Origin of the sequence: Streptomyces sp. MBT65, assembly GCF_016612545.1 — a bacterium.
Classification (GTDB): domain Bacteria; phylum Actinomycetota; class Actinomycetes; order Streptomycetales; family Streptomycetaceae; genus Streptomyces.
In genome coordinates this window covers 1-23,198 of record NZ_JAENRY010000089.1, presented here as the reverse complement: position 1 = coordinate 23,198, position 23,198 = coordinate 1, and the positions used below count along the sequence as shown (strand labels likewise).

23 protein-coding genes are annotated in these 23,198 nt (G+C 70.7%); 9 read left to right on the top strand and 14 right to left on the bottom strand.

All coding sequences use genetic code 11. The features are described from left to right. Positions 1–72: 72 nt before the first annotated feature. Positions 73–936, top strand: coding sequence for a phosphatidylinositol-specific phospholipase C/glycerophosphodiester phosphodiesterase family protein (locus tag JHN63_RS21235; protein ID WP_200682695.1), 864 nt, complete (start codon positions 73–75; stop codon positions 934–936). Positions 937–1,076: 140 nt separating this feature from the next. Further along, positions 1,077–1,271, top strand: coding sequence for a hypothetical protein (locus JHN63_RS21230; protein WP_026150825.1), 195 nt, complete (start codon positions 1,077–1,079; stop codon positions 1,269–1,271). A gap of 29 nt (positions 1,272–1,300) precedes the next feature. On the opposite strand, the gene JHN63_RS21225 is transcribed toward JHN63_RS21230, so the two are convergent. Together JHN63_RS21225 and JHN63_RS21220 are read right to left on the bottom strand one after the other, a co-directional pair. Then, positions 1,301–2,452, bottom strand: coding sequence for a phosphodiester glycosidase family protein (locus JHN63_RS21225; protein ID WP_307781941.1), 1,152 nt, complete (start codon positions 2,450–2,452; stop codon positions 1,301–1,303). 162 nt (positions 2,453–2,614) lie between these two features. After that, entirely contained in the window at positions 2,615–2,974 is a 360-nt protein-coding gene (locus JHN63_RS21220; RefSeq protein ID WP_200682693.1) for a DUF779 domain-containing protein, read from the bottom strand. A 202-nt stretch (positions 2,975–3,176) separates the two neighbouring features. Between JHN63_RS21220 and JHN63_RS21215 the strand changes: the two genes are divergently transcribed. From JHN63_RS21215 to JHN63_RS21200, 4 genes are all read left to right on the top strand, one after another. After that, the gene (locus JHN63_RS21215) at positions 3,177–4,439 is read left to right on the top strand and encodes a sensor histidine kinase (RefSeq protein ID WP_200682692.1); all 1,263 of its coding nucleotides are present in this window, start codon (positions 3,177–3,179) and stop codon (positions 4,437–4,439) included. Then, complete coding sequence (locus JHN63_RS21210; protein WP_307781940.1) at positions 4,436–5,179, top strand: response regulator transcription factor; 744 nt, start codon at positions 4,436–4,438, stop codon at positions 5,177–5,179. Before JHN63_RS21215 ends, JHN63_RS21210 begins: the two co-directional genes overlap by 4 nt. Positions 5,180–5,263: 84 nt before the next feature. Continuing rightward, a complete protein-coding gene (locus JHN63_RS21205; protein WP_200682691.1) occupies positions 5,264–6,268 on the top strand; it encodes a serine protease in 1,005 nt (334 codons plus the stop codon). Between the two features lie 12 nt (positions 6,269–6,280). Continuing rightward, positions 6,281–8,608 carry a TCP-1/cpn60 chaperonin family protein gene (locus JHN63_RS21200; protein WP_200682690.1) on the top strand — a complete coding sequence of 776 codons (2,328 nt, stop codon included), beginning with the start codon at positions 6,281–6,283 and terminating at the stop codon, positions 8,606–8,608. Positions 8,609–8,640: 32 nt separating this feature from the next. Here JHN63_RS21200 and JHN63_RS21195 read toward each other — a convergent pair whose 3' ends face one another. The 9 genes from JHN63_RS21195 to JHN63_RS21155 all read right to left on the bottom strand — a co-directional run bounded on the left by JHN63_RS21195 (position 8,641) and on the right by JHN63_RS21155 (position 19,741). Further along, positions 8,641–10,974: an NACHT domain-containing protein gene (locus JHN63_RS21195; RefSeq protein ID WP_200682689.1), complete on the bottom strand. Its 2,334-nt coding sequence runs from the start codon at positions 10,972–10,974 to the stop codon at positions 8,641–8,643. 36 nt (positions 10,975–11,010) lie between these two features. Further along, positions 11,011–11,427, bottom strand: a complete 417-nt coding sequence (locus JHN63_RS21190) for a hypothetical protein (protein ID WP_200682688.1) — start codon at positions 11,425–11,427, stop codon at positions 11,011–11,013. 469 nt (positions 11,428–11,896) lie between these two features. Further along, a complete protein-coding gene (locus JHN63_RS21185; protein ID WP_234477475.1) occupies positions 11,897–12,469 on the bottom strand; it encodes a hypothetical protein in 573 nt (190 codons plus the stop codon). Positions 12,470–12,716: 247 nt separating this feature from the next. Continuing rightward, complete coding sequence (locus JHN63_RS21180; protein WP_234477474.1) at positions 12,717–13,421, bottom strand: vWA domain-containing protein; 705 nt, start codon at positions 13,419–13,421, stop codon at positions 12,717–12,719. Positions 13,422–13,481: 60 nt separating this feature from the next. Beyond that, positions 13,482–14,681, bottom strand: a complete 1,200-nt coding sequence (locus JHN63_RS21175) for a protein kinase (RefSeq protein ID WP_200682685.1) — start codon at positions 14,679–14,681, stop codon at positions 13,482–13,484. Further along, positions 14,678–15,610: a serine/threonine protein phosphatase gene (locus JHN63_RS21170; RefSeq protein WP_200682684.1), complete on the bottom strand. Its 933-nt coding sequence runs from the start codon at positions 15,608–15,610 to the stop codon at positions 14,678–14,680. Before JHN63_RS21170 ends, JHN63_RS21175 begins: the two co-directional genes overlap by 4 nt. A gap of 511 nt (positions 15,611–16,121) precedes the next feature. Further along, complete coding sequence (locus tag JHN63_RS21165; RefSeq protein WP_200682683.1) at positions 16,122–16,619, bottom strand: hypothetical protein; 498 nt, start codon at positions 16,617–16,619, stop codon at positions 16,122–16,124. Between the two features lie 78 nt (positions 16,620–16,697). After that, entirely contained in the window at positions 16,698–18,437 is a 1,740-nt protein-coding gene (locus JHN63_RS21160; RefSeq protein ID WP_200682682.1) for a CHAT domain-containing protein, read from the bottom strand. Further along, positions 18,434–19,741: a hypothetical protein gene (locus tag JHN63_RS21155; RefSeq protein WP_200682681.1), complete on the bottom strand. Its 1,308-nt coding sequence runs from the start codon at positions 19,739–19,741 to the stop codon at positions 18,434–18,436. Before JHN63_RS21155 ends, JHN63_RS21160 begins: the two co-directional genes overlap by 4 nt. Positions 19,742–19,835: 94 nt before the next feature. Here JHN63_RS21155 and JHN63_RS21150 point away from each other — a divergent pair, with 94 nt between their 5' ends. Then, positions 19,836–19,973, top strand: coding sequence for a hypothetical protein (locus JHN63_RS21150; protein ID WP_200682680.1), 138 nt, complete (start codon positions 19,836–19,838; stop codon positions 19,971–19,973). 282 nt (positions 19,974–20,255) lie between these two features. Further along, positions 20,256–20,594 carry a hypothetical protein gene (locus JHN63_RS21145; protein WP_200682679.1) on the top strand — a complete coding sequence of 113 codons (339 nt, stop codon included), beginning with the start codon at positions 20,256–20,258 and terminating at the stop codon, positions 20,592–20,594. Between the two features lie 78 nt (positions 20,595–20,672). On the opposite strand, the gene JHN63_RS21140 is transcribed toward JHN63_RS21145, so the two are convergent. Continuing rightward, complete coding sequence (locus JHN63_RS21140) at positions 20,673–21,167, bottom strand: peptidylprolyl isomerase (protein WP_200682678.1); 495 nt, start codon at positions 21,165–21,167, stop codon at positions 20,673–20,675. 216 nt (positions 21,168–21,383) lie between these two features. Here JHN63_RS21140 and JHN63_RS21135 point away from each other — a divergent pair, with 216 nt between their 5' ends. Continuing rightward, positions 21,384–22,010, top strand: coding sequence for a GntR family transcriptional regulator (locus JHN63_RS21135; RefSeq protein WP_200682708.1), 627 nt, complete (start codon positions 21,384–21,386; stop codon positions 22,008–22,010). Between the two features lie 35 nt (positions 22,011–22,045). On the opposite strand, the gene JHN63_RS21130 is transcribed toward JHN63_RS21135, so the two are convergent. Both JHN63_RS21130 and JHN63_RS21125 read right to left on the bottom strand, forming a co-directional pair. Continuing rightward, on the bottom strand, positions 22,046–22,384 hold the full coding sequence (locus tag JHN63_RS21130) for a cupin domain-containing protein (RefSeq protein ID WP_200682677.1): 339 nt from the start codon (positions 22,382–22,384) through the stop codon (positions 22,046–22,048). Continuing rightward, entirely contained in the window at positions 22,381–23,172 is a 792-nt protein-coding gene (locus JHN63_RS21125) for a carbon-nitrogen hydrolase family protein (RefSeq protein ID WP_200682676.1), read from the bottom strand. Before JHN63_RS21125 ends, JHN63_RS21130 begins: the two co-directional genes overlap by 4 nt. Positions 23,173–23,198 lie beyond the last annotated feature (26 nt).

Sequence of the window (23,198 nt, the reverse complement as noted above, 5' to 3'; positions counted from 1 at the left end):
GTACAGGTTCGTTGGCGCCCCTACAGCCTCATACTCCCTGTGGTCCGACCCCGCCCCACAGGGAGGAACACCATGGCCCTCATCACCCGTCGCAGAGCCCTCACCGCGTTCGGCGCCACCCTCGCGGCCGTCCTCGCCCCGCCCGCGGGCAGCGCCTTCGCCGGCGAACAAGGCCACCGGCCGCGGCCGTTGTGGCGCGCCCACGCCCACAACGACTACGAGCACCCCCGCCCGCTCTTCGACGCCCTCGACCACCGCTTCGGCAGCGTCGAGGCCGACATCTTCCTCGTCGGCGACCAGCTCCTCATCGGTCACGACGCGACCGAACTCGACCCGAGCCGCACCCTCGAGTCCCTCTACCTCGACCCGCTCGCCGCCCTCGTGAAGGCCAACCACGGCTCGGTCTACCGGGGTTGGCACAAGCCGCTCCAGCTCCTGATCGACATCAAGACCGAGGGCTCCTCGACCTACCTCGAACTCGACCGCCATCTCCTGCGCTACAAGCACCTGTTCACGACGTACTCCCACGGACGCGTCCACCCGGGCGCCGTCACCAACGTCATCTCCGGCGACCGCGCGGCCCGTACCCCGATGGAGGCACAGACCGTACGACGCGCCTTCTACGACGGTCGGCTCACCGACCTCGGCAGCGCGGCGCCCGCCTCCTTCATCTCGCTCGTCAGCGACAACTGGCAGAACAACTTCACCTGGCTCGGCGACGGCGTCTTCCCCGACGCCGAGCGGCAGAGGCTGCGCGCCATCGTGGGGCAGGCGCACGCGGCCGGGCAGACCGTACGGTTCTGGAACACCCCGGACGTGGCGGGCCCGGCCCGTGACGCACTGTGGGGCGAACTGTTCGCCGCCGGTGTGGACTTCCTCAACACCGACGACCTCGCCGGTCTGGAAGCGTTCCTGGACGCCCACCGCACGGTGTGACACCACTTGGGGTGACGGCACATGGTGTGACACCACACGTTCGGGGGACACGTCGGTAGCCCGGATGAACCCTCCGCTACGCCACACTTGCGGCCGAACGCCGCGAACCAGACACGGCGGCGTGGCGGAGGAGGGTGACGATGGCCATTTCCATCTCTGTGGTGCTGCTGCTCCTGATCCTGGCGGTGATCTTCATGCGCAGCGGCGGGCTGAAGCTCTCCCACGCGCTGGTCTGCGCACTGCTCGGGTTCTTCATGGCGAGCACCAGCATGGCGCCCACGATCCACAGCGGCCTCACGGCCACCGCGGATCTGGTGAGCGGACTGCATCCGTGAGGTCAGCCTGTTGAACTGCATTCATGAGGTCAGCTTGTCGAGAAGACCCCGATGCCGTTCGGTACGGGCCGTTCGGCGCCGCCACTGGGATGGTTCCGTACCGTGACGGCGCTCGCGCCGGGCGCCCGGGCGACCAGGGTCGTCGAGCCGCCGCCGTCCAGGCTGAAGGCGTCCACCGAGCCCAACTTCCGCATCTGGGCGGCGACTTCGGCGATCGTCAGACCACTGCGGTAGGCGACCGCGCCGTCCGTCGCGAACAGCACCAGCCGATGGCCGCCGTCCGCGATCCCCACGGCGGTGCGCACGGCCGAGGTGGTGTCGTCGAGACCGGCCGGCGGCTGACCCTTCCGTAGGACCGGGTAGCCGCCGAGGGCGAAGCGGTACGGGACTCCGGACCGTGCCGCGACCAGCCGGTGCTGCACCTTCACCCGCTCGCCGGCGACCAGCTTCCGAAGCCGCTGCGCGCCCGCCTCACGGCCGACGAGGACGGTGGTGCCGGCGGCGATGGCACCGCTGCCGGGGGTGGTGGCGGACGACACGACCCGGCCGCCGCGGACGGTCACCTCATAGGTGTTCGCACTACAGGCGCCGGCCCGGTTCGTATCGGTGCCACAGGTGGCGCGCACCCGGGAGACGCCGCCCCACTGTGCGGTGAACGCACCGATGGAGTTCTCCGGCAGCGCGTACTGATTGAACCCGCCGAGCGTCAACCGTCCGTGCGGGGTGCGGACCGACCCGCTGAGGGTGAGGCTGTCCAGCCGGGCCACCCGGTCGACACCCACCCCGATCACGTTCCGGGTGTTCGTGCCGGGCGGCAGCGCGGGGCCGAAGCGCTGGCCGTCCGGTACCGCCGCCTTGAGCGCGACACCGTTCGCGATCGCCGGTCCGTCGGTGGAGCCGGTGGCCTCGACGCCCGGGTGCTGGGTCTCGGTGATGTTGAAGAAGTCGCCGTTGACGCCCGCGACGGCGCCCGCCGAGTCGGCCAGCCGGGAGACGGGCTGCCGGGCCGCCACCGCGCCCGGGTACAGCAGGTTGACGCGCACATGGGCGGTGCGCAGGTCCACGACGACCACATGGGCATGGGTCACGCCCTTGGCCGCCGTGATGTCGAACTGCCGGTAGGTGACGCCCGGCGCGAGCCGCGTACTGCCCGGCACGGCGCCGGCCGGTGCCGCCCCCACCAGGGCCGCACCGGCCAGCGCGCCGAGTGCCGTGAGATACGTGAGGACGGATCTGCCTGCGCTGAAAGGCTTTTGACGGTGCGTCACAAAATCCCCTGATGTGTCGTCAACTCTCCCAGGTATCAGGGGAAGTGCATCAGAAGACGATGACCGGCGGGGCTGCTAGGCGCCGACTACACGGGAACGAGTGAGAAAACGCACCCCCTCGGGTGCTTCCAGCGAGAAACCGCTGCCGCGACCCGCTACGACGTCCACGATCAGGCGGGTGTGGCTCCACACCTCGTACTGGCTGCGCGAGATCCAGAACGTCACGGGCTCCGGCACGCCCTCGACCGCCAGCTCGGCGAGCAGCACGTCCGAGCCGCCGGTGCGGAACTCGCCCTCCGGGTAGCACATGGGCGCGCTGCCGTCGCAGCAGCCGCCGGACTGGTGGAACATCAACGGGCCGTGCTGTGCGTGCAGTTGACGCAGCAGGTCGGCCGCGGCGGGGGTGAGTTCGACGCGCGGGGTGGTGTCGTCCATGTCTGTCAGCCGTCCCAGGGAGCCGGATGCGATGACCCATCGCAGCACACACGAGGTTGCGAGAAGGTTGCGCCGCCCGGCAGCAGGGAACCGAAGCCGGACGACGGCCCACGGCCTCATCCCTGAGATGTAGCCGACGGATGTACGCGGCCCGTCCGTCGGAGGGATTCCGGGCGCGGTCGGTGCCCGAGAGAATGGGCCGGTGACGGTGGGAGAGGAAGTCGAGGCCCGGCCGGTCCGGCTGCGTCGTGCGGTCGGCGCGCTGCTGCGTCCTGGTGGTCAACTGCCGCGCCCCACAAGGCAACAGCGGCTCGTCGACGCCGCGCTCGCGCTCGTCCTCACCTCCGTGTCGGTGCAGTACGCGTGGGGCGACGGCTACGACGAGGCCCACCGGTACCGCATGACCGACCTCGTGATCGTGGTGTGCCTGGCCTCGGCCTCGCTCGCGTGGCGGCGCCGCTACCCCCTCGCCGTCCTGTGGATCGTGACGGCCGCGACCGCGCTGACCCCGGACGACGTCGCCCGGCTCACCTTCTACGCCTGCGTCATCGCCGCCTACAGCGCGGCGGCCTACAGTCCCCACCGCCTGCCGACCCTGACCGGCCTCGCCGTCGCGGTCGCCGTCATCAGCAGATCCGGCCGGGTCGGCCCGCCCGACCCGTACGTCTACGTCGCCCCGACCGTGCCCACCCAGTACGTCCCCCTGTTCATCTCGGTGCCGATCGTCGTGGCCGCCATCGGACTGCGCACCTGGAAGCTCCGGGCCGCCGAGACCCGCACCCGGCTCACCGCGGTGCAGAGCGCCCGGGCGGAGGAGCTGCATCGGGCCGTGGAACACGAACGCGCCCGGATAGCACGGGAGTTGCACGATGTCGTCACACACAATGTCAGCGTGATGCTGATCCAGGCCGGCGCCGCCCGCACGATCATGGAGCGTTCCCCGGAGCGGGCGCGCGAGGCGCTCCTCGCCGTCGAGGCGGGCGGCCGGGCCGCGATGGGGGAGCTGCGCGATGTGATGGGCCTGCTCACCACGGACCTGGACCCGGATCCCGCCGAGCCGCACGACCTCGCTCCGCAACCGGGGCTCGCGCGCCTGGAGGCGCTGATCGGCCGGATGCGCGGCGCGGGCGTGCCGGTCGAACTGACCGTCTCCGGAGCTCCCCGCCCCCTCCCCGCCGGCATCGAACTGGCCGCCTACCGTGTGGTCCAGGAAGCCCTGACCAACACCGTCAAGCACGCGTCCGGAGCCGACGCGCGCGTCCAGGTGTCGTACGGCGCCGACGCGCTCCACGTCGAGGTCACCGACACCGGCGGCCGACCCGGTCCCGCCGCGGCCACCGGCAACGGCCGCGGACTGATCGGCCTGCGCGAACGCCTCGCCGTCTACGGCGGCACCCTGCGCACCGGCCCGCGCCCGCTCGGCGGCTACCGGGTGCGGGCCCTGATCCCCCTGGAGGACGCGTGAACCGCGCCCCGCGCGTCGTGGTCGCCGACGACCAGGCACTCGTGCGCACCGGCTTCCGGCTGATCCTCGACGCCCACGGCATCGAGGTGGTCGCCGAGGCCACCGACGGCGCCGAAGCGGTCGACGCGGTCCGGCGCACCCGGCCCGACGTGGTGCTGATGGACATCCGGATGCCCGACATGGACGGCCTGGAGGCGACCCGGCGCATCCTGGCGGGTGCCGGGGACGCCCCGCGCGTGGTCATGCTGACCACGTTCGACCTCGATCACTACGTCTACGCGGCGCTGGCCGCCGGAGCCAGCGGGTTCCTCCTCAAGGACGTCACGCCGGAGCACCTCGTCGCCGCCGTCCGCACGGTCCGCGCCGGTGACGCGCTGCTCGCCCCGGCCATCACCCGCCGCCTGGTCGAACGCTTCGCCCACCGGACCCCGGAGACGGCCTCCCTCCACCGCGACCTGGCCGCCCTCACCCCTCGCGAACTGGACGTCCTGCGGCTGCTCGCCCAAGGCCTGAGCAACGCCGAACTGGCCACCGCGCTCCACCTCTCCGAGGCCACGGTGAAGACCCACGTCTCCCACATCCTCGCCAAGCTCTCCCTGCGGGACCGGGCGCAGGCGGTCGTCGTGGCGTACGAGACGGGGCTGGTCGGTCCCGGGCGCGGTGAGGGCGTCGCGGGGCCGGGCGCAGGTGGTCGCGGACCGGATCCGGACGACCGGCCGCACTCCATGTCCACTCCATGACGTAGCGCGGGAAAAGCCACAACTCGGCCCCACGCGTGCCGATCTGTGCGATCGTCGTAGCCCATCGTGGCCAGGGGGCGGGCAATGGACTACCGGCAGGTGTTCTCGGACGAGAAGCTCAGGACCGAATTCCTCGACCGGTTCGACGAGATCCGGGCGGCGGTCGAGGAGGCCGGCGGGCTGGAGGGGCTGGACGGCGTCCCGGCCGTCGACCAGGCGTCCGAGGCCACGGACCGGATGGTGGAAGGCAGTTGGCAGGGGGACGACAGCGGGCTCGAGGCGATCATTCTTCGCTTCACCCGACCGGTACACCTTGTGCAGCGCGGGACGTTCCGCGTCTCACCGGACGGTTTCCCCGAGAGCGAGGAGATCGGCCGGGTCCTGGCGAAGGGCCGGGCCCCGATCGAGCGGTGCGTTCCCGGTGTCGGCCGGCTGGAGCTGCGCAACCACAGACTCGACTGGGCCGGTACCGGATGGCTGGCGGGCCCAGGACTGGTCGTCACCAACCGCCACGTGGCCCAGGAGTTCGCCACCGCGCAGGGCGACGCGTTCGCCTTCCGCTCGATCTCCGGGCGGCGCACACACGCGCTGATCGACTGGCGCTGCGAGTACCTGCAGCCCGAGGAGTCCCGCTTCCGGGTGACCGAGGTGCTGTGGATCGAGCCGGACGCCTCGCTGCTCGACGTGGCCCTGCTGCGCATCTCCGAGACCGGTGAGGACGGCGAGGCACAGCCCGCCGTCCTCGGGCTCCTGGACGACACCGAGTTCAAGGGCAGCGATGTCGGCCGATGGGTCGCGGTCGTCGGATACCCGGGCAACGACAGCCGTGCCGATCGGGCGGACCGGCAGCGCATCTTCGACGGGATCTACGACTGCAAGCGGCTCGCGGCCGGTCAGGTCACCGCGGTCGAGCCGCAGGGCCTGGTGCACCACGACGCCACGACTCTCGGCGGCAACTCGGGGTCCGCCGTCATCGACCTGGACACGGGCAAGGCGCTGGCCCTGCACTTCGACGGCAAGACAGGAGTGCGCAACCGGGCCGTCGGGGCCGCCGCCGTCAAACGACTCATCAGCCGCCACGCCTCCTGATCCCGGCCGCCGATGACGTCCGAGGAATCCGCCCGCGCGCCGGTCTTCGCATCGGCGCTCGAGGCCATGACCGATCCGCGGGCGGGGTTGGACTCGCCGAAGGCACTCGGGCAGGCTCTCGCCGACGGCGAATGCCGGAGCGCGATGCTCGAACGCGACGGGCATCCCGTGGCGAGCGGTTTCCTGGTGGGTCCGGACGTGCTGCTCACCACCGGGCACACCCTGATCACGTCGGGCGGCGGGACACCGGACCTCACCGGGATGACGGCGGTCTTCGACTATGTGGAGGGATCACCGGGCAGTCTGCACGAGACCGGTGTCCGGGTATCGCTGGACCAACTGCTCCAGTACAGCCCGCCGGCGCCCGGCGAGCGGGGTCTGGGCCTCGGCACCGCCATCGCGTACGACCCGGCCAAGCACCTCGACTTCGCCCTCGTCCGGCTGGCCGGAACCCCCCTTTGCACGGCCGGCACCCATGGCCACGAAGGCATGTCACGGGGCCACTACGACCTGCTCGACCCCGGCCGGTACGACTTCCGCGGTGATCCGCTGTACATCTTCCAGTACCCGTCGGGCCAGAAGCAGAAGTACTGCATGGCCGGCGGGGCCCGGCTCGACGAGGCCGCGGGGCGCGTCCGCTACCGGGGGAACACACAGAGAGGCGCGTCGGGCGGCGCGGTGACCGATCCCCGGGGACACCTGGTGGCCATGCACCAGTCGTTCCCCGACCGGTATCGCCGCTTCGGGCCCGGTGAGAACCAGGCGATACCCGTCTTCCTCATCGCCCGGGCCGTGCGAGCCGTACTCCACGCGGCGCTGAGTTCCCCGCCGAGACCCCCGGTTCCGCCCTCCGCGCCGCACGCCTCGGGCAGTCTCCACGGTGCTGTCGCGCAAGGCGCCGTCGCGATGGCCGACGTGATCGGCGCGCTGCTCGGCCCACGGGCGTCGGCCGTGACACTGCCCGGTGAGGACGGGGCTCCGGTCCGCCTCGTGACAGTTCGTCAGGTGGTGGAGCGGTACGTCGTGTCCGATCATCGCCACACGGCTGGTGCGGACCTCGTGGCGGAAGCCGCCCGGACGACGGACAGCCGGGCGGGCGACGGCGCGGCCACCGCCGCCGTACTGGCCGCGGCCCTGATCGCCGAGGCCGATCGTCGTTGCGCGCTCGGAGCGAGCCCGGCGCAGGTCGCCCGGGAGGCCGACACGGCGATGGCCCGCATCCGCGCCCGTCTCGCCCGGAGTTCCGAACCGTGCACGGATCCGCGGATCGTCGCCGCCTCCGCGACACCGGACCACGAGCTCGCCGAGAAGGTCACGGCGGCGGCCGTGCTGGCCGGCCCGCGGGGAGTCCTGGTGTGCGGGCCCGGCGACTCCCGCGACGTGGAGACCACCCTGACCCAGGGACTGCGCATACCCGTCGGATACGCGTCCCCCCACGCGGTGACCGATCACTGGTCCGGCACCGCCCGGCTGGTCCGGCCCTACGTCCTGCTGCTCGACGACCCGGTGGGTGACGCACGGCTGCTCCGGCTGCTGTCGCGGGTCCGGGCCGAGGGACGGGATCTGCTGATTGCCACCAGTGCGCACGACACGGGGCTCATGCGCGCCTTGAGGGAAAACACCGACGGGCCCACACCGCCGGTGATCCAGGTGGCCGAGGGACCCGGCGGCCGGCACCGGCTGCGGGCGCTCGCGGTACTCACCGGAGCCACCCTCCTGACCTCCGGTTCCGGACTGCACCCGGAGACCGCCGGCGTCGAACTCCTGGGCCGGGCCCGCTCGGCGACCGTCTCGGCCACGGAGACCGTGCTGGCGGGAGGCGAGGGCAAGCCCGCCGCGATCGCCCGCTGGATCGCCTCCACCACGGAGAAGCGGCAGCAGGCCGCTCCCTCGCGACACACCCCGCTCGACGAGATGCTGTCCTGGCTGTCCGCGCAGGCGGTGTGCCTGTCGATCGGAGCGGACTCCCCGGCCGACCTCCCCGGGCGCACCGAGGCGGCGGGCCGTGCCGCCCGTGCGGCACAGGCGGCGCTGCGCTCCGGCACGGTCGACGGCGGTGGTCTGGCGCTGCTGCGCTGCTCGTCGGCGCTCGCCGACGCGGTGGCGGAGCCCGGCGCGACGGCCGTACGTGCCGCGCTGGCCGCTCCCTTCCGGTTGCTGGCCAGGTCGATGGGGATGAGCGGGGCGGAGACCGACCGGTTCGTCGAGCACTACGGAGAAGCGCCGGGACGGGAGGCGTTCCCCGGCCCGCCCCTGCGGGACGCCACCGAGATCGTCGGCCTGACCCTCGACGCGGCGATGAACGCCCTCGACGCCTTCCTGTTCCGGACCCAGGCGTGATCACGGCAGGGCGGTCCGAGGGCGACCCGCGCCTACGGGGCCCCGGTCCGCACGCCCTCCTTGCTCAGATGTTCCTGCAGATCCTTGTGCCGGAACTGGTAGATCCCGCCCACCTGGCGCAGCGCGGAGACGCCATGGGCGTGGACGAGGAAGGGGATCAACCGCCATGGCAGCTCGCCCCGTACCGCCAGCAGCAGCCGGGCGATGACATAACGCGGCCAGGTCCGTACGGCGATGGGCACCCAGAGGGCCATGACGCCGACCAGGACGACACCCTCGACCACGGTCGAGGCGGGCATGGCCACGACCATCAAGGCCGCCGGGAGCACCGCCACCACCAGTCCCCAGCCGATGACCAGCCGCCGGTCGCCGGCGAGCAGTGACCGCGGTGAGGTGGGATCGTCGGCGGGGGCGGGAGCCTGCATCCAGCCGAGGACACCGGACAGACCGCCCAGCCCCAGACCGATGAGAAGTCCCAGCAGGGCCGAGCTGAATCCGTAGAGCGGGGTGTGCACCCGCGACCAGTTGGCGGAGCCGCGGGCGGTGAGGGCCAGCAGGGCTACCCAGAACAGCAGGCCGAGGGCGGCTCCGGCGAGCGCCCCCGTCGTAGCGCCGCCCCGGATCCGGATCCAGAAGCCCGTGCCTCGGCGCAGCCAGCGCGGCCCGCGTACCGGACCGCCCGCGCCGAGCAGTCCGGCCACCCCTCCGAACAGCACCCCGAGGAGCCCGCCCGCGAGCAGGGCGGCGGCCGGGCCGTTGACGGGCACCAGCGGCAGTGCGGTCGCCAGAGTCATCGGCACCCCGACCGCCAGAGCGGTGGAGAGCCGGCTGAACCTCGGGGTGCCCGCCGCCTCACGGTCCAGCAGGGACGCGGTCCGGTCGGGCCCCAGCCATGAGAGCAGCGTCCCGGTGACGAAGCCGCTGAAGGTGAGCTCGGCCGCGGCCTCGATCCCGGTCCGCCCGTTCACGGCGAACGTGGTGGTCAGGCCGCCGGCCGTGCCCAGCAACAGTGCCAGCAGGATGCCATAGCACCAGGGCGGGATCGCCTTGCTCAACTCCCACCAGGCCAGGTCCGTACGGTCCGTCGCGGACAGGTGCCGGGCGAGGAAGACGAGATAGCGCTTGGCCTCGGACCAGGGGCCGGCCGGGAGGCGGCGGTGGAACATCATGTGCACCGCGGCGTCGAGAATGGCCCTCTTGATGTCCTCGGGCCGGGAGGCCGCCAGTCTTCGGAACATCTTGTCGTCCTCGGCGACCGCGTAGCGGAAGAGGTCGGTGAACAGGACGGCCATCAGCGGCGAGGTGAGCGCGTCACCGAGCGCCGCCAGGAGCCGCGGCGACACCTCGTCGGCACCGCCCGGAGCGCCGACGGCGGTCACTTGGGCGGACCACCGGGCCCACAGTGCGCCCCGGGCAGTCCCGGCCTCGTGTGGTGAGGAGCCCGCCACGAGAGTCGACCATGTCCACTCGGTGACCACTCCGGAGTCCGCCGCTTCGGCGATCTCGTCCTCCAGGACTCCCCAGCCGTGGTCCATCTGGTCGAAGAGCCGCTCCCAGTCTGCGTGGTAGGGCCCCTGCTCCAAACTGCGGCGCAGATAGGTCAGCACATGCCGGAAGGCGAGGGGCCTGGCCTCGGTGACCGCCGCTCCGTCGAGCACCGGTCCGGACCGCAGCGCCTGCTCGTACTCCGAGGTCCGACAGGCCACCACCACCGGCCGGCCCTCGTGGAACGTGCCGCGGATCCGGTCCAGGGCCGCGACCCGGTGACGGCCGGGGATCTCGTCCAGTCCGTCCAGGAGAGGCAGAACGCGGCCCTGCTCCAACAGCAGCCGGACGAGGGCCGGTCGGCCCACGCCGTAGTCGGAGGTCAGCCGCTCGGTCAGCCAGTCGGTCAGATCGTGCCGGTGCGGGTCGTAGGAGCTCATGGAGAAGATCACCGGGACCGGGGAGCTCGGGGTGTGATGCGCGCACAGTTCCAGCAGCAGCAGGACGAGCAGCATGCTCTTGCCCGAGCCCGCCGGCCCGATGACGACCAGGCGCTGAGCGTCCATCTCACGGAACGCCGAGGACAGGCCGCTCATGTCCGCGGTGCTTCCCATGAATTGAGGCGCCGAGGAGTCCGCCAGGTTCCGTGAGACGGCGGACCACTGGGTGTCCAGCAGCCGCGGTTGCGTCGGTTTCCTCTCCACCCCGCGCGGCACGGACTCCTTCTGCCACATCGCCCGCACCTCGGCGGCGAGTACGTTCAGCGCGTGATCGGTCTCCGCGGCCGTGGTCGGTACGGCCCTCGCGCGTCTACGGACCGCGACCAGGTACAGCGCCGCCACCATCAAGGCGGCCGCGATGAGCAGCCCGGCGCCGATCACCGGTCGGCCCTCCACGACGGCCGGACCAGGGAGCGGTCATCCGAGCGGTTCGAGGACATCGGTGTACTGCACCACCTCTCCCTTGAGGACGGTGAGACGGTCGGAGTCCACGCGGTAGGCATAGGAGTCGTTGTGGGCGACCCACGACGAACCCTCCTTCGTGGCCGGCAGAGTGATCGATGTCTTCGGGCTTTCCGGTTGTCCACGTCTCGCTCCGTGGTAGTACGTCTCCCCGGCCGTGGTTCGGCAGAGAGTGACGAGAAACCTGTCCGACCGATAGGCGGCGAGGAGACTCGCGCCGGTGCCCGGTGCGCCGATCGCCGACACCACGGCCTCCGGACACGGCGTCGCGGCGCCCGCGTCCGGTGAGGCGGACGTCGGACCCTTCACGGCGCCGTAGCCGAAGAAGGCCGCACCTGCCACGACCAGTGCCCCCAAAACCGTCCAAGTCATCGGCCGCCACCAGGACTTACGCGCCGGAAGCGCATCCGGACCGGGCAGGTACGGCGGCCACTCCGCGTCGGCCTCCGGAGGCGGCGCGGGAAGGAAGGACGGGCCGACGGTGGTGGAACGCGGTACCGGGAGAACTCCTTCGGTCGTCGTTCTCTCCGTGCGGGTGTAGCCGCCGGTGCCGTCCGGGAAGTCGCTTCTCCGCGTGCGGGAAGGCGGGGGTGCCGGGGTTTCTGGTTCGTGCCTTGCGGTGCGCCTGTGGTCTGTGGGTGTCGTGCGGCGGAAGCGTGTCGTCGGCGGTGGTTCCGTGGTGGAGGTCGCCTCGGCGGAGCAGTTGCGGCAGTGGGTGGAGGCGGGTGAGTTCATGGTGCTGCACTGAGAGCACTGCCAGTTCATCGTCCCTGTCCCTCCCTGGAGTGTCGGGTTGTCGGCGCCCCGCGTGGTGGGGGCGTTCTCGCCGGGTGCCGGGCGATCAGAGCGGTACGTTCCCGCTGTCGGTGGCCGGAGCCGTCATGAAGTTGATCAGTGACTCCGTGGCCGGCAACGGGCGGAAACTCGTCCACTCGTCGTTGTCGGGAACGGCGACGAAAGCGAGCGGCTGGATGAAGACCGCGGGCGGCGCCGACTGCGAGGCGGCGCGCTCGTCGCCGTTCCCCACCGCCTCGGGCGCCTCGGGCGCCTCCGTGTGTCCCACGGCCACCTCGGAGCGCGGGGGTTCGGCGGGAGGTGCCGGGGCCGAAGCCGTGTCGACCAGGGGCTCGTGGCCCAGGTCCGGAGGGGACGGCGGACGGTCCGGGTCCTCTCGCTCTCGCATGGCGCGCAGAAACGCGTCCAGTTCCGTCCCCTGGTTCTGGTTGAACACGAGCGACACCTGAAGGTGCTCCGCGTCGGCGATCGACGGATCCCCGCTCCGCCTGGGGTTGAGCACCATGGTCAGTCTGAGCAGGGACGGGCCGCTGGGCCGGGCCACCGGCGACACGCTGCCTCTGATCCAGGCGGAGAGCGGCATCTCGATCCGATGTTCGCGGTCCCAGTCGATCAGCAACCTGTCAGCGGTCCAGCAGACCGTCCCGTGCCATCCCCGTACGCTCGCGCACTCCTGCGGAAGCGGATCGTAGGTGGTCTGACCGGTCCAGTCACGTCCGGTCCAATAGCGGCGACGGTAGTGCGGGTCGGGGTACCAGCCTTCCGGCCGGCCCGATGGGTCGGCTCGGGTCGGACCGTGTTTCGCCCCGCCGCCGCTCCGGCGGAAGAATCCGCCGGAGCGACCGTGCGCTTTGTCCGTCATCCCCTCAGCCGATGCTGTTCGCGATGCTGTTGATGATCTCCGTCATCTCGTATTCCTCCAGCCCTTCTCCCGCCCTGGAGGGAAAGAAGATCGACTGGTTCCAGTCGTCCCCGATGTTCGTCCACGGGGGTGTTTCGGGCGCGAAGACCAGCAGTCGCTTGGCGGAGTTGTCCATGAGCGCCGACTGGCTGGCCGAATGGCCCCACTGCTCATAGAGGTCGTCGATGGAACGAGGCACGGAGGCCGGATAGGTCGAAGCGCTGGTCTGCCGCGGATCACCGAGTGGATGGGCGGGCGCGTCGGTGAAGACGACGACGACATGGCGTTGCCGGTCGAGGCCCTTTTCCCAGGGGGACTGGAGCGCGAGTGCCAGTGCTTCGAGTCCCGATTCCGGAGCGTCGCCGCCTCCGGTGGCCCGCAGTCCTTTGACGAAGGTCTCGAACTCCGTCTGCTGGCCGGGGAGGAGCAGGAAATCCGTCTGCTGGATCGCGTCGTCCGCCCGGTCGCCGAAGTCTCGGAAAGCGATGACCTTGATCCTGAGATGGCTGATGACCTTGCCTTTTTGGGCCATCTCCTCATTCAGCCGTTTGTGGAAGGACAGTGCGTTCTCCTTCACCTGCTGGAGTGTCGATCCCATGCTTCCGGTGGCATCGATGCACATCACGATGTCCACCGCGTATTCGAGGTTGCCGGCGTACTGGTTGTCCATTTTTTCCATGGCCTTGTTTCCTTCCGGGATGCGGAGCCGTGTTCGGGTGCCGGGAGGGCGTCAGTCACCGGACTTGTTGTCGAGGTGGATCCGCAGCCGCGACCGTCGGGGCGCGTCCGGTTCCGGTGACGCGGCCCCCGAGGGCGGGGTCGGCCTCGACGGGCGGGGCGTGCCGGATGCGGTGCCGTCCGTCCCCGCCGGCGCACCCGGTGCGGCGCTGCCCGCCGAGCCGCCGAAGCGCAGCCGGGTACGGCGGCCGGTGGAAGCGTCCGTACGCCCGTCGGCCTCCGCAGCCCTGCTGCCCGGAGCGGTTGAACGAGTGTCAGGGCCGGCGGTGAAGAGCCGGGACGTCCGCCTCGGGGCGGTGACCGGGCCGAGCTCCAGCAGGGACTGGTCCCCGACCACGTCCAGGAAGTGTGCGGCGGTCGGCCGGGCAGCGGGGTCGCGGGCGGTGAGCGCCGAGATCAGTTCGGCGACCCGCTCGTGCAGTCGCCCGTCCAGCGTCAGGGCCTCACCCGCGTTGACCGCCGCACCCGCGGAGATCAGCGGATGTCCGGGCCTCGCCCCGGTGAGGTACTCGTGTGTCATCAGCCCCAGGGCGAACATGTCCGCCGCCGTGGTCAGATCGGCTCCCCGGACCGTGGGATCGTCCTTCTTGTTGTACCGGACCCACTCCGGAGCGCCGTAGATGACGTCTCCGCCGATCACTCCCTGCTCAGGTGGATTCCCGGACAGGTAGGCGTCGTCGTAGTCGATCACCTTGGCGATGTAGAGGGGGCCCGGCCGGGCCTCGACCAGGACGTTGGTGGGCTTCAGGTCGCCATGCACGATGCCCAGGCCGTGGAGAAGTTGGAGACTGTCGCCGAGTGTGCGCAGGAGGACCTTGCGCTGGAGGGCGTCGAGGCCGGACGTCGGCGGCAGCTCGACCGCGTGGACGCGCTCGGTCACCTTGTAGTACGTCGTCCCTTCGCAGAAGAAGTCGACGGCGGTGACCAGATTGCCCGCGTCCAGTGCGGCGGGGTCGATGCGCTCGATGACGGACTCGTGGCGCTTCTCGAACTCCACGCACACCTTCTCCAACCGCCGCTTGCTGTCGGCGCTGCCCATCGACTCCGGGCGCGGACGTTTGGGGTCCAGGAACTGCTTGACGAAGTACTCATGGCCATCGCGTTCCGCGAAGGCCCACAGGCAGTTGCCCGCGTGGTCGTTGGTCGGCTTGGTGACGATGAGATAGTCCCGCAGGAACTGTCCCTGCTTCATCGCTGGCCTTCCTGGCCCTGCGGCATCCGCCGCTCGTAGCCGGATCGGTAGAGCTCCCACAGCCGCAGTCGCGTGGCCGTGATGTCGGCTCGCTCCGTCAGGCCGCTGAGAGGGTCGTGGTGTTCCCGCTGGACCGTCGTCGCCCGGGCCGCGAAGCGGTCACGGATCGCGGCGTAGTCGTCGAATCCGAAGGCCGCCAGGGCGAGCGTGGCGTCATCCCCTGTGTACGAGGCCACCGCGGCGGTCAACAGTGACGCCCAGGCCGTCAGGGTGTCGGCCCTGGCCATGGTGTCCAACAGGACATGTTCGAACAGCGCGGGGGTCTCCAGGTAGCCGAAGAACCCGTCCGTGGCGCACAGCAGTATCGCCGGCAACGGGGACTCGCCCCACGCGCCGTTGATCCGGAAGACGCCGTCCGCGGAGACCACATTCGTCATCGGCGGATCCTGGTGCAGCAGGACCAGCGCGTCCGCGGATTCGGCGTCGTCGCGGCTGAGTTGCTGCAGACCCTCGTCGGGCACGAGCAGAAAACACCGTGAGTCACCGGCCCACAGACACTGCCAGCTCACCCGGTCCGCAGCCACCCGGTAGTCGAGTACGGCGGCAGTCGTGGGCAGTTCGCGCCGCAGTTTGTTGTTGACCTTGCTGCGCCGGAGGCCCGCCACCCGGCGGAGCCCTCCGATCAGGCTCTCCCGGTAACTCTCCGGGCTCCGTGGCACGTTGTGCTCGGTGGAGTACAGGAACCATTCCTCGCTCGCCGCGCGAGCACAGCGGGAGGCTGTCCAGGCACTGGTCCGCTCCTCGCCGTCCTGGGTCCGGCCGACGAGCCGACCGCCGGATCCGCCGAGCCCGTCGAAGACACCCAACAGCCCGGAACTGCTGGACCGATGGTGGAGGAAGAGCGGCTCGGCGTCCTCACCGTGCCCCATCTGCTTCTCGGTCCAGACCCCTAAAAGAGATATCCAGGGACTTTCGCTTTCCCACGTTGCGCTCTGTTGAGTAGCGGTGGCAAGAATCCGCATGACACCTCTTTTTCTTCCTCGTTCCTGCGCCTCTTCGTCGAATGGGCGGCCTGTTCGAGCAGGCCGGATTCCGGAACGGGCATACCGGTGCGCGTTCCGCTCTGTTCGTGTCGGCGGTTTCGCTCAAGTCCCGCTGTTCGCCGCGCAGATCATGTACGACACATGACTTTCGGGCCCCCACCCCAATTGTCGGTCAACGAAGCAACAGCCATGGCTGTGCTGTTGATCGGAACTGCATCCCCTCATCCGCAACATCACTGAGATCGTCACGTCAGTGATACGGGAATCTGCCCAGTCGGCGAATTCTGGGAGCCTAACAGCCGACGAGCCGTCAGGTGAACGCATTTGGCGATTCTTAGGTTTTCCGGTTTTTTCCGGGTCGCTCTGACGGGGATCGCTCATTCGGCACTGTTCGTGGTCACGAACCGGTGGTCGGTGGTGCGGGCGGCAATGCCGCCCACCGGCCCAGGGGCGTGTCCCAGAACCACTGGGTGTTGTCCGGCAGGGCCGTGCTGTCGAGTTCCGCAAGGGCGCGCAGAGCTTCTGCGAGGGCTGTGCGGGGCGGGGCGCCTTCACGGAACAGGAACACGTGACCGCGCTCGCCGTCCAGGACGCCCTTGACGTCCGTCGGGAGCGGCGTGGCTGCGGACTGCGACGGATCCGGGGACGCGATGCCGGGCAGGAGGGCCAGCAGGCGCTCCATCACCCCTTCGCCCGCCCGCTGCAACATGCCGTCGAGGAACGGCTTCAGCGGTGTGACGACGAGGACGACGAGGGCGAGCACCTCTGCCATCGACGTCATGTCACCGTCGTAGGACCGCGGTTCGCCGCCCAGCTCCGTGATGAGGCCCACGGCCTCCTTGACCGCCCCCTCGTCCAGGCCGTCAAGTTCGACTTCCACGACGGGCTTTCCCATCTGCATCGCCTTTCTCGGAGCGTTCGAGTCGTCTTCCGCCCTGCGCGGACGGCCTGTCCGGGCCTGCCCGCTCGACCTTCAGCCGGCCGAGCAGGTCCACCCCGCCCAGTTCTCCGGGGACGAGAACCGGAGCGGTATGTCCTGAGGGATCCCGAACCGGGAACCCGCCGCGGACAGTTCCTCGGCGGTGGACGTGCGCAGCCAGTCCTGGGCGGCGGCCAGCGCGCGCGGTGGTGTCCGTTCGTTGTGGAGGAGTTCGAGGTGGAAGCGGTACAGGAGGAGGGTTGCCGCGTCTTCCCGGGTCTTCCACAGGGATGCCACGACGCAGCGGGCTCCGGCCTGGAGGAGCACGCCGGGGAATCCGAGTGCTTCGTCGGGCAGGTGTGAGGAGACGGCAGCGCCTTCGCAGGCGCCCAGGACCACCAGCCGCCCACGCAATCCGTCGGCCGCTAGGACATCCCGTACGGTCAACGCACGGTCGGCCAAGAGAAGCGCGCTGTCCATCGGGTCGGTGCTGTCGGCGTGCCCGTGACAGTGAAAGTGCAGTGTGCCGACATGCGGGAGCTGCCGCAGGACGTCGCTTGTGGTGCGTGCCACGGGGAGTACCTGTCCGCCAGGGTAGAGCCGAGTGAGCGCTTCGGCTTGAGCGTCCGCCCTCTTCAGCCGCCGCATGGTCCTCCCCCGGAAGGCGGCAGCCACAGGAACGGCGGCGATCAGTACACGACCGGGCACCACCGTTTCCTCGGCCGTCTGTCGAGCATGCAGCAGCACGCGTGCGCTGGGTGCGTGACGGACCGCGGCCGCGTGCCCGGCTCGAGTGCTCGGCCCAAGGGCTTCCCGCAGGCCGGCTCCGAGCGGAAGCAAGGCCATCGGTCCGGCGCCGATCACGTTGAGTGTGCCTTCGTACGTGCCCGGCGGGCGAGGCCACGCGCCAAAGGACTCAGCGAGCAGGTCCAGGGTGGGAACCAGGATCCGCGGGAGGAGTCGACTCGACGTGGTCTCGCGTACCGCGGCGGTGAGGCGCCCGGTCTCCGCACGGGTGAGTGCCGGTAGCTCCACGGCCACGGGCTGTCGTCCCGGAGCCACCGTCACGGCGAGGCCGCTCGTCCGGGCCGCGGCCACATAGACCAGAGGCCCGTGGCGCAGAGCGGCGGTCGACAAGAACTGGGGCGATGCGATCATGCCCGGTCTCGAGGCGGTTCCGGTGGTACCGAGGACATGCGCCACGCGAGCTTCGAGGTGCTGCAGATCGGCATGGGCGTCGGCCAGGGGGTCGCCCGTCCGGACGGAGAAGGAGTGGCCGTTCAGTGTGACCGGCGTTGGGGCGGGCGGTACGTCGTGATGTCCTTGGCTCCGCAGCACGGCGGTCAGAACTCCCTGCGCGGACAGATAGTCGCCGAGCAGCGCCTCCTGGTGAAGGGTCCGCAGTTGTCGGACCGCGACGGCACCGATCCCGCCGACGAGCCGCCCCAGCAGCAGGGCCCGACCGCATTCCAACGCCTGCGCCGCTTCCCACAGGCGCCCGGCACGGTACTGGTACCAGGCTGTCTCGGCGGCGAGCCCTTCCTCTGCGGTCAGGAGGTTGTCCCGCGACGTCCAGCGGACCCGGGCATCGAAGGCACGGGCCGTGCCGATCAGCATGCTCCATGACGCGTCGGCCGCGGTGTGAACGTCCATGCCGGCCAGATCGCGGGAGGCGTCCTCATGGAGCGCTCCACGCCCTGGCGCGGCGGCCGCCCAGGAGTTCGCCTCGTCCTTGGCGGCGCGTCGGGCTTCCTCGGCTGTGGCGGGCGGTCGGCGCCGGGGCCTGAATCTCATGCGGCCTCCCTGTGCCCCAGGTGCTGCAGCGCTTCCAGTACGCGCGCCAGATGGGCGAGGGCGGCGAGGCGATGGTCCTCGGCGTCTCTGTCCGCGAGCACCTGATGGAGTTGATCTCGGGCACCGGACAGATCGTCGATCGCCGCGTTCACCGTCATCTGGTCACTGCCCATGCCCCAGGACGCCCGTTCCCACAGCACGTGCGCGAGGCTCATCCGCCGGACGGGCAGGTCGCGTGGACGGGCCTTCGGGCCGTGGCGGCGGTCCGGAAGCAGGACGGTGAGACGGGTGACGGCTGTGTCGAGAGTTCTGCGGGTGGATGCTGGGCCGACGTCGCCGAGTCGGAAGTGGAGCACCGCGGAGCGGCAGTCCGCGCGGACGTGCTGGATGACGCGGGTGGTGTGCACGGGGGCGTCTTCGTCGGTCAGGTCCAACGCGTGCCTGTAGTGGCGCACCGCGTCGTCCACGCACAGCGCTTCCGACCGGCGGGTGTCAGGGGCCGCGGGTGTGCCGGGGAGCGGAAGCCCGGGTCTGACGGCCCGTTCGGCCTCGTCCTGGGCCAGTTCCATCGCGTGATCGCCGCGGACCGCGGCGGCCGCGGCCTCCACCGGGGGAAGACCGGCACCGCAGTGCTCCAGAAAGGCGAGCGCCGCTTCGAAGCCGTCGCGGTCCGCGTGGAGCGCCGCGTACGCCTCGAAGACCTCGAAGAGTTCGAATCCCAGCAGGGGCCAGAACTCCCTGTCGCCACGGAGCGCGTCGATCTCCTGGCGCACCACGCGGTCGGCGTCCTGCTGGTGCCGGTCTCCCGCGCGGTAGGACAGGGCGAGTTGGGCATGGACGTAGTTGAGTCGCGCGAAGTGCCGTTCGCGGCGCGGGGTCCGGGGGTCCTCGGCCGCGGCCACGCAGGCTTTGGTCATCGCCTTGGCGTGCCGTGTCCCGGTGGGCAGCACCAATGTGTGCCGCATCTGGATCTGCTGCGCGGCCGGCGTGACGGATCGCAGGTAGGAGAGCGCGCAAGCGGTCCCCATGACCAAGCCGATCAGTACGGCCGGGCTCTCCGCGAGATCCCATACCGTCAGGCACAGCAGCCAAGCCGTCGCTCCCGGGGCCAGGGCCCACACGAGGGCAGCCCGCCTCGCCGGGTCGGGCCCGTCGTACCAGGGCTGAGCACGGACGCGCATGACCAGGAGGAAGCCGACCGCCCACAGGGCTGCCAACACCGCGCCGGCCAGTGCGGACCAGGGCAGTCCCAAACCGTTGGCGTGCAGGAACAAAATGAACGCGAGAGCCACCACGACAGGCATGGCGGCGAGCCCGACCTGAGCCCTGCGACGGCGCCTGCCCGCGTCTGCCCTTTCACGCGCACGATCGACGTTCTCGTCCAGACCGTCAGGCCCGATGCCAAGCGCCCCGTTCCCCAAGGTGCCCACCCCCCTGTGCGAGGACGAACCGGAGAGCGGTCACCGTTCCCTTTTCGCCAACCAGCAGGAGCGCGCCGACGGGTCGCGCGCCCCCTTCACCACTTCACGCCCCTGACTGCGAGCGTGCACGGAGGAGCCGTCAGCGGCCGTCGCGCCGGATCTGGTTCAACACCCGTCTCGGCACCTGGTCCCGGGAGATGAGCCGCCGTCACCAAGTCGCCTGCCGCGAGCGACGTCGGCACCAGCTTGGTCGTAGGCCTCGGGCCGAGCCTCAGATCACGCAGGGCATCCGGAAGCGAACCCACGCCGCTCGTGCTGCTCATCCCCGGCGGCGGTCGCATGATCTCCAGGAAGGAACTCGCGGTGGAGATCAAGGACTACGTGACGGCGGCGGGATTTGCGGTCGCCGGCATCAGGCACCGCGCCGTCGTTCACGGCACCACCCCGTCCCCGAAGCCGTCGCCGACCTGCGGAGCGCGCCCCGCTCGCGGTCGACTTCACCCAGTGGGCCGGGGCGTACGGGGGCTCGGACGACATCGCCGCTGTGTGCGCCACCGGCCGGACTGTCGGCGTCGCCCTGGCCGACGCTCCGCGGACCGTCACCGTGGCGCACGCGCTCAGCTCCCTCGACTCCACTCCGCCGCCCGGCGTCGAAGAGCGCGGACTGCCCTCGTCACCCCGCCGCACGACGGGCCTGAACACGGACTTCATGCGCTGTGTGGTGCGGCAACCGTGAGGGAGCGGCCGGGCCCTGGACATGCCGCGGGCCCCGGCGACGAAGCATCGTCCCCGGGGCCCGTGTGGGAAGCGTGGCTCAGCTCTCGACGACGCCGGACGCCGCGATCTCGATCTTGGCCTTGGTGGCGCCCGACTGGGAGCCCAGGGACTCGATCTTGTCGATGATCTCCTGGCCCTCGACGGCCTCGCCGAAGACGACGTGCTTGCCGTCGAGCCACGAGGTGACGACGGTGGTGACGAAGAACTGCGAGCCGTTGGTGTTGCGGCCGGCGTTCGCCATCGACAGCAGGTACGGGCGGTCGTGCTTCAGGGTGAAGTTCTCGTCCGCGAACTTCTCGCCGTAGATGCTCTTGCCACCGGTGCCGTTGTGGTTCGTGAAGTCGCCGCCCTGGAGCATGAACTGCGGGATGACACGGTGGAAGCCCGAGCCCGCGTAGCCGTAGCCGTTCTGCCCGGTGGCCAGCTCGCGGAAGTTCCGGGCGGTCTTCGGGACGACATCGTCGAAGAGGTTGAAGACGATCCGGCCCGCGGGGGCGCCGTCGATGGTGATGTCGAAGTAGACGTTGCTCATGGTCAATTTGTCACTTTCGGTGTATTGCACCCTCTGCCCGGTGTGGCCGTGTGCCGTGCGCCGGGCCGTTACTTCAAAGGGCTCTGATCGGAGTCCAGTCCGTCGAACTCTATCCGCAGACCGGCGCGCACGGCGGCCCGGTGTGGGGCGGGAGGGCCCGTGGTAGCGTCGGTATACAAACTGTATGCGATGTCTGTGCGAGGTCTGGGGGTTGCCGTGGCGTCCGGTCGGGAGAAGGCCTACGCGTATCTCAAGGACACGGTGCTGACGGACCCCGCGATGCAGGGGGCGTTCCTGTCGGAGCAGGAGCTCGCCGATCGTATCGGTGTCTCGCGCACGCCCATCCGCGAGGCGCTGCTGATGCTCGCCGCCGAGGACCTGGTCGAACTCGTGCCCAAGCGCGGCGCCCGCGTGGCCCCCCTGACCGGGCGCGAGGTCCGGGAGCTGATGGAGCTGCGCGGCATGGCCGAGCGGTACGCGGCCGAGCGGCTCGTCGCGGCCGACCGGGTGCCCCTGGAGGAACTGCGCGCGCTGCTGGAACGGCAGCGCGCGCTCACCGGCGCCGAGGAGACCCACGAGTTCATCGCCGTCGACCACCGCTTCCACGCGTCCCTGGTCTCGGCCGTCGGCAACACCCTGCTGGACCGGCACTACGACGGCCTGCGCAGCCGCCAGGTCCGCGCCGGAGTGGTCGCCGTCTTCAACCGGCAGGGCCGGCAGCAGGCGGTGCTCGACGAGCACGAGGCCATCGTGGACGCCCTCGCCGCCGGTGACGCGCAGGCCGCGTGCGCGGCCATCGACCACCACCTGGAATCGACCCTCAAGGTGCTGCTCGACGGCTGAACTCCCCATGTGTCAGGGGCAGTTGATGTCATGCTTCAGGGATAGGTGATCACCAGCATCGTCACCCCGTCCGGCGAGATCCACGGCCCGTGCGGCATGCCCGGCGGACGGCACGCGTACATGCCCGCCGTGAAGGTGCGGTCCAGTGTCAGGTCGTGCATCGCCCCCTCGACGAGATACACCTCCTCCCATACGTCGTGCAGGGCCACGCCCGCCGCCGAGGAGTCCGTGCCCGGCGCCCACCGGACGAGCGCGGTGCGCCGGCCGCTCTCGGGGTCCTCGGCCAGGACGCACTCCTCGACGCCGGGTCCGGCGCCGGCCGGGGCGGCCCAGGGGCCGTCGGGGTGGTGGAACTCCAGCTCGGGCCCGCTCATCGCCACACCTCCGGCCGCCGGTTCGCCAGCACGGACGTCTTCTCGCGGACCGCGCCGACCTCGTCGACGTCCAGATCGGTCACCAGCAGCTCCGGATCGGCGCCGAGGGCGGCCCGTACGGTCCCGTCGGGGCCCACCACCAGGCTGTGCCCGATACCGGTCGGCACCGGACCGGGACCGGTGCCGGGATCGGCCTGGCCGACGGCGGCGACCCAGACGGTCGCGTCCAGCGCGCGGGCCCGCACCAGCAGCTCCCACTGGTCGAGCTTGCCGGGACCGGCACCCCAGGAGGCCGCCAGCAGCGTACCCACCGCCCCGGCATCGGCATGCGCCCGGAACAGCTCCGGGAAACGGACGTCGTAGCAGGTGGCCAGCCCCAGCCGGACACCGTCCACGTCGATCACGGCGGGGCGGGAACCCGGGGCGACACTCTCCGACTCGCGGAAGCCGAACGCGTCGTAGAGATGGATCTTGTCGTACGACTCCTCGACGCCGGGGCCGGTGGCCAGCAGGGTGTTGGCCACCCGGCCCTGGTCGGCCGGGGTGAACATGCCGGTCACGACGACCGTGCCGGTCGACCGGGCGATCTCGCGGACGCCGTCGGCCCACGGGCCGTCGAGGGGCTGGGCGAGCGGGGCCAGGGGTGTGCCGAAGCAGGCCATCGTCGCCTCGGGGAAGACGACGACGCGGGCTCCGCCGTCGGCGGCGCGGCGCGTCCACTCCTCGACGAGGCGCAGGTTCTTCTCGGGGTCGGGGCCGGTGGTGAGCTGGCTGAGGGCGATCCGCATGAGGCGGTCTCTCCTTGTCTTGGGGG

Coding starts and splice junctions, on each gene's coding strand:
- JHN63_RS21200 (WP_200682690.1), top strand. CDS start 6,281: ATGACGTCCGAGGAATCCGCCCGCGCGCCGGTCTTCGCATCGGCGCTC.
- JHN63_RS21125 (WP_200682676.1), bottom strand. CDS start 23,172: ATGCGGATCGCCCTCAGCCAGCTCACCACCGGCCCCGACCCCGAGAAG.
- JHN63_RS21205 (WP_200682691.1), top strand. CDS start 5,264: ATGGACTACCGGCAGGTGTTCTCGGACGAGAAGCTCAGGACCGAATTC.
- JHN63_RS21130 (WP_200682677.1), bottom strand. CDS start 22,384: ATGAGCGGGCCCGAGCTGGAGTTCCACCACCCCGACGGCCCCTGGGCC.
- JHN63_RS21170 (WP_200682684.1), bottom strand. CDS start 15,610: ATGGGGCACGGTGAGGACGCCGAGCCGCTCTTCCTCCACCATCGGTCC.
- JHN63_RS21140 (WP_200682678.1), bottom strand. CDS start 21,167: ATGAGCAACGTCTACTTCGACATCACCATCGACGGCGCCCCCGCGGGC.
- JHN63_RS21180 (WP_234477474.1), bottom strand. CDS start 13,421: ATGGACAACCAGTACGCCGGCAACCTCGAATACGCGGTGGACATCGTG.
- JHN63_RS21165 (WP_200682683.1), bottom strand. CDS start 16,619: ATGGGAAAGCCCGTCGTGGAAGTCGAACTTGACGGCCTGGACGAGGGG.
- JHN63_RS21230 (WP_026150825.1), top strand. CDS start 1,077: ATGGCCATTTCCATCTCTGTGGTGCTGCTGCTCCTGATCCTGGCGGTG.
- JHN63_RS21155 (WP_200682681.1), bottom strand. CDS start 19,741: ATGCCTGTCGTGGTGGCTCTCGCGTTCATTTTGTTCCTGCACGCCAAC.
- JHN63_RS21150 (WP_200682680.1), top strand. CDS start 19,836: ATGCCAAGCGCCCCGTTCCCCAAGGTGCCCACCCCCCTGTGCGAGGAC.
- JHN63_RS21190 (WP_200682688.1), bottom strand. CDS start 11,427: ATGACTTGGACGGTTTTGGGGGCACTGGTCGTGGCAGGTGCGGCCTTC.
- JHN63_RS21220 (WP_200682693.1), bottom strand. CDS start 2,974: ATGGACGACACCACCCCGCGCGTCGAACTCACCCCCGCCGCGGCCGAC.
- JHN63_RS21235 (WP_200682695.1), top strand. CDS start 73: ATGGCCCTCATCACCCGTCGCAGAGCCCTCACCGCGTTCGGCGCCACC.
- JHN63_RS21160 (WP_200682682.1), bottom strand. CDS start 18,437: ATGAGATTCAGGCCCCGGCGCCGACCGCCCGCCACAGCCGAGGAAGCC.
- JHN63_RS21175 (WP_200682685.1), bottom strand. CDS start 14,681: ATGAAGCAGGGACAGTTCCTGCGGGACTATCTCATCGTCACCAAGCCG.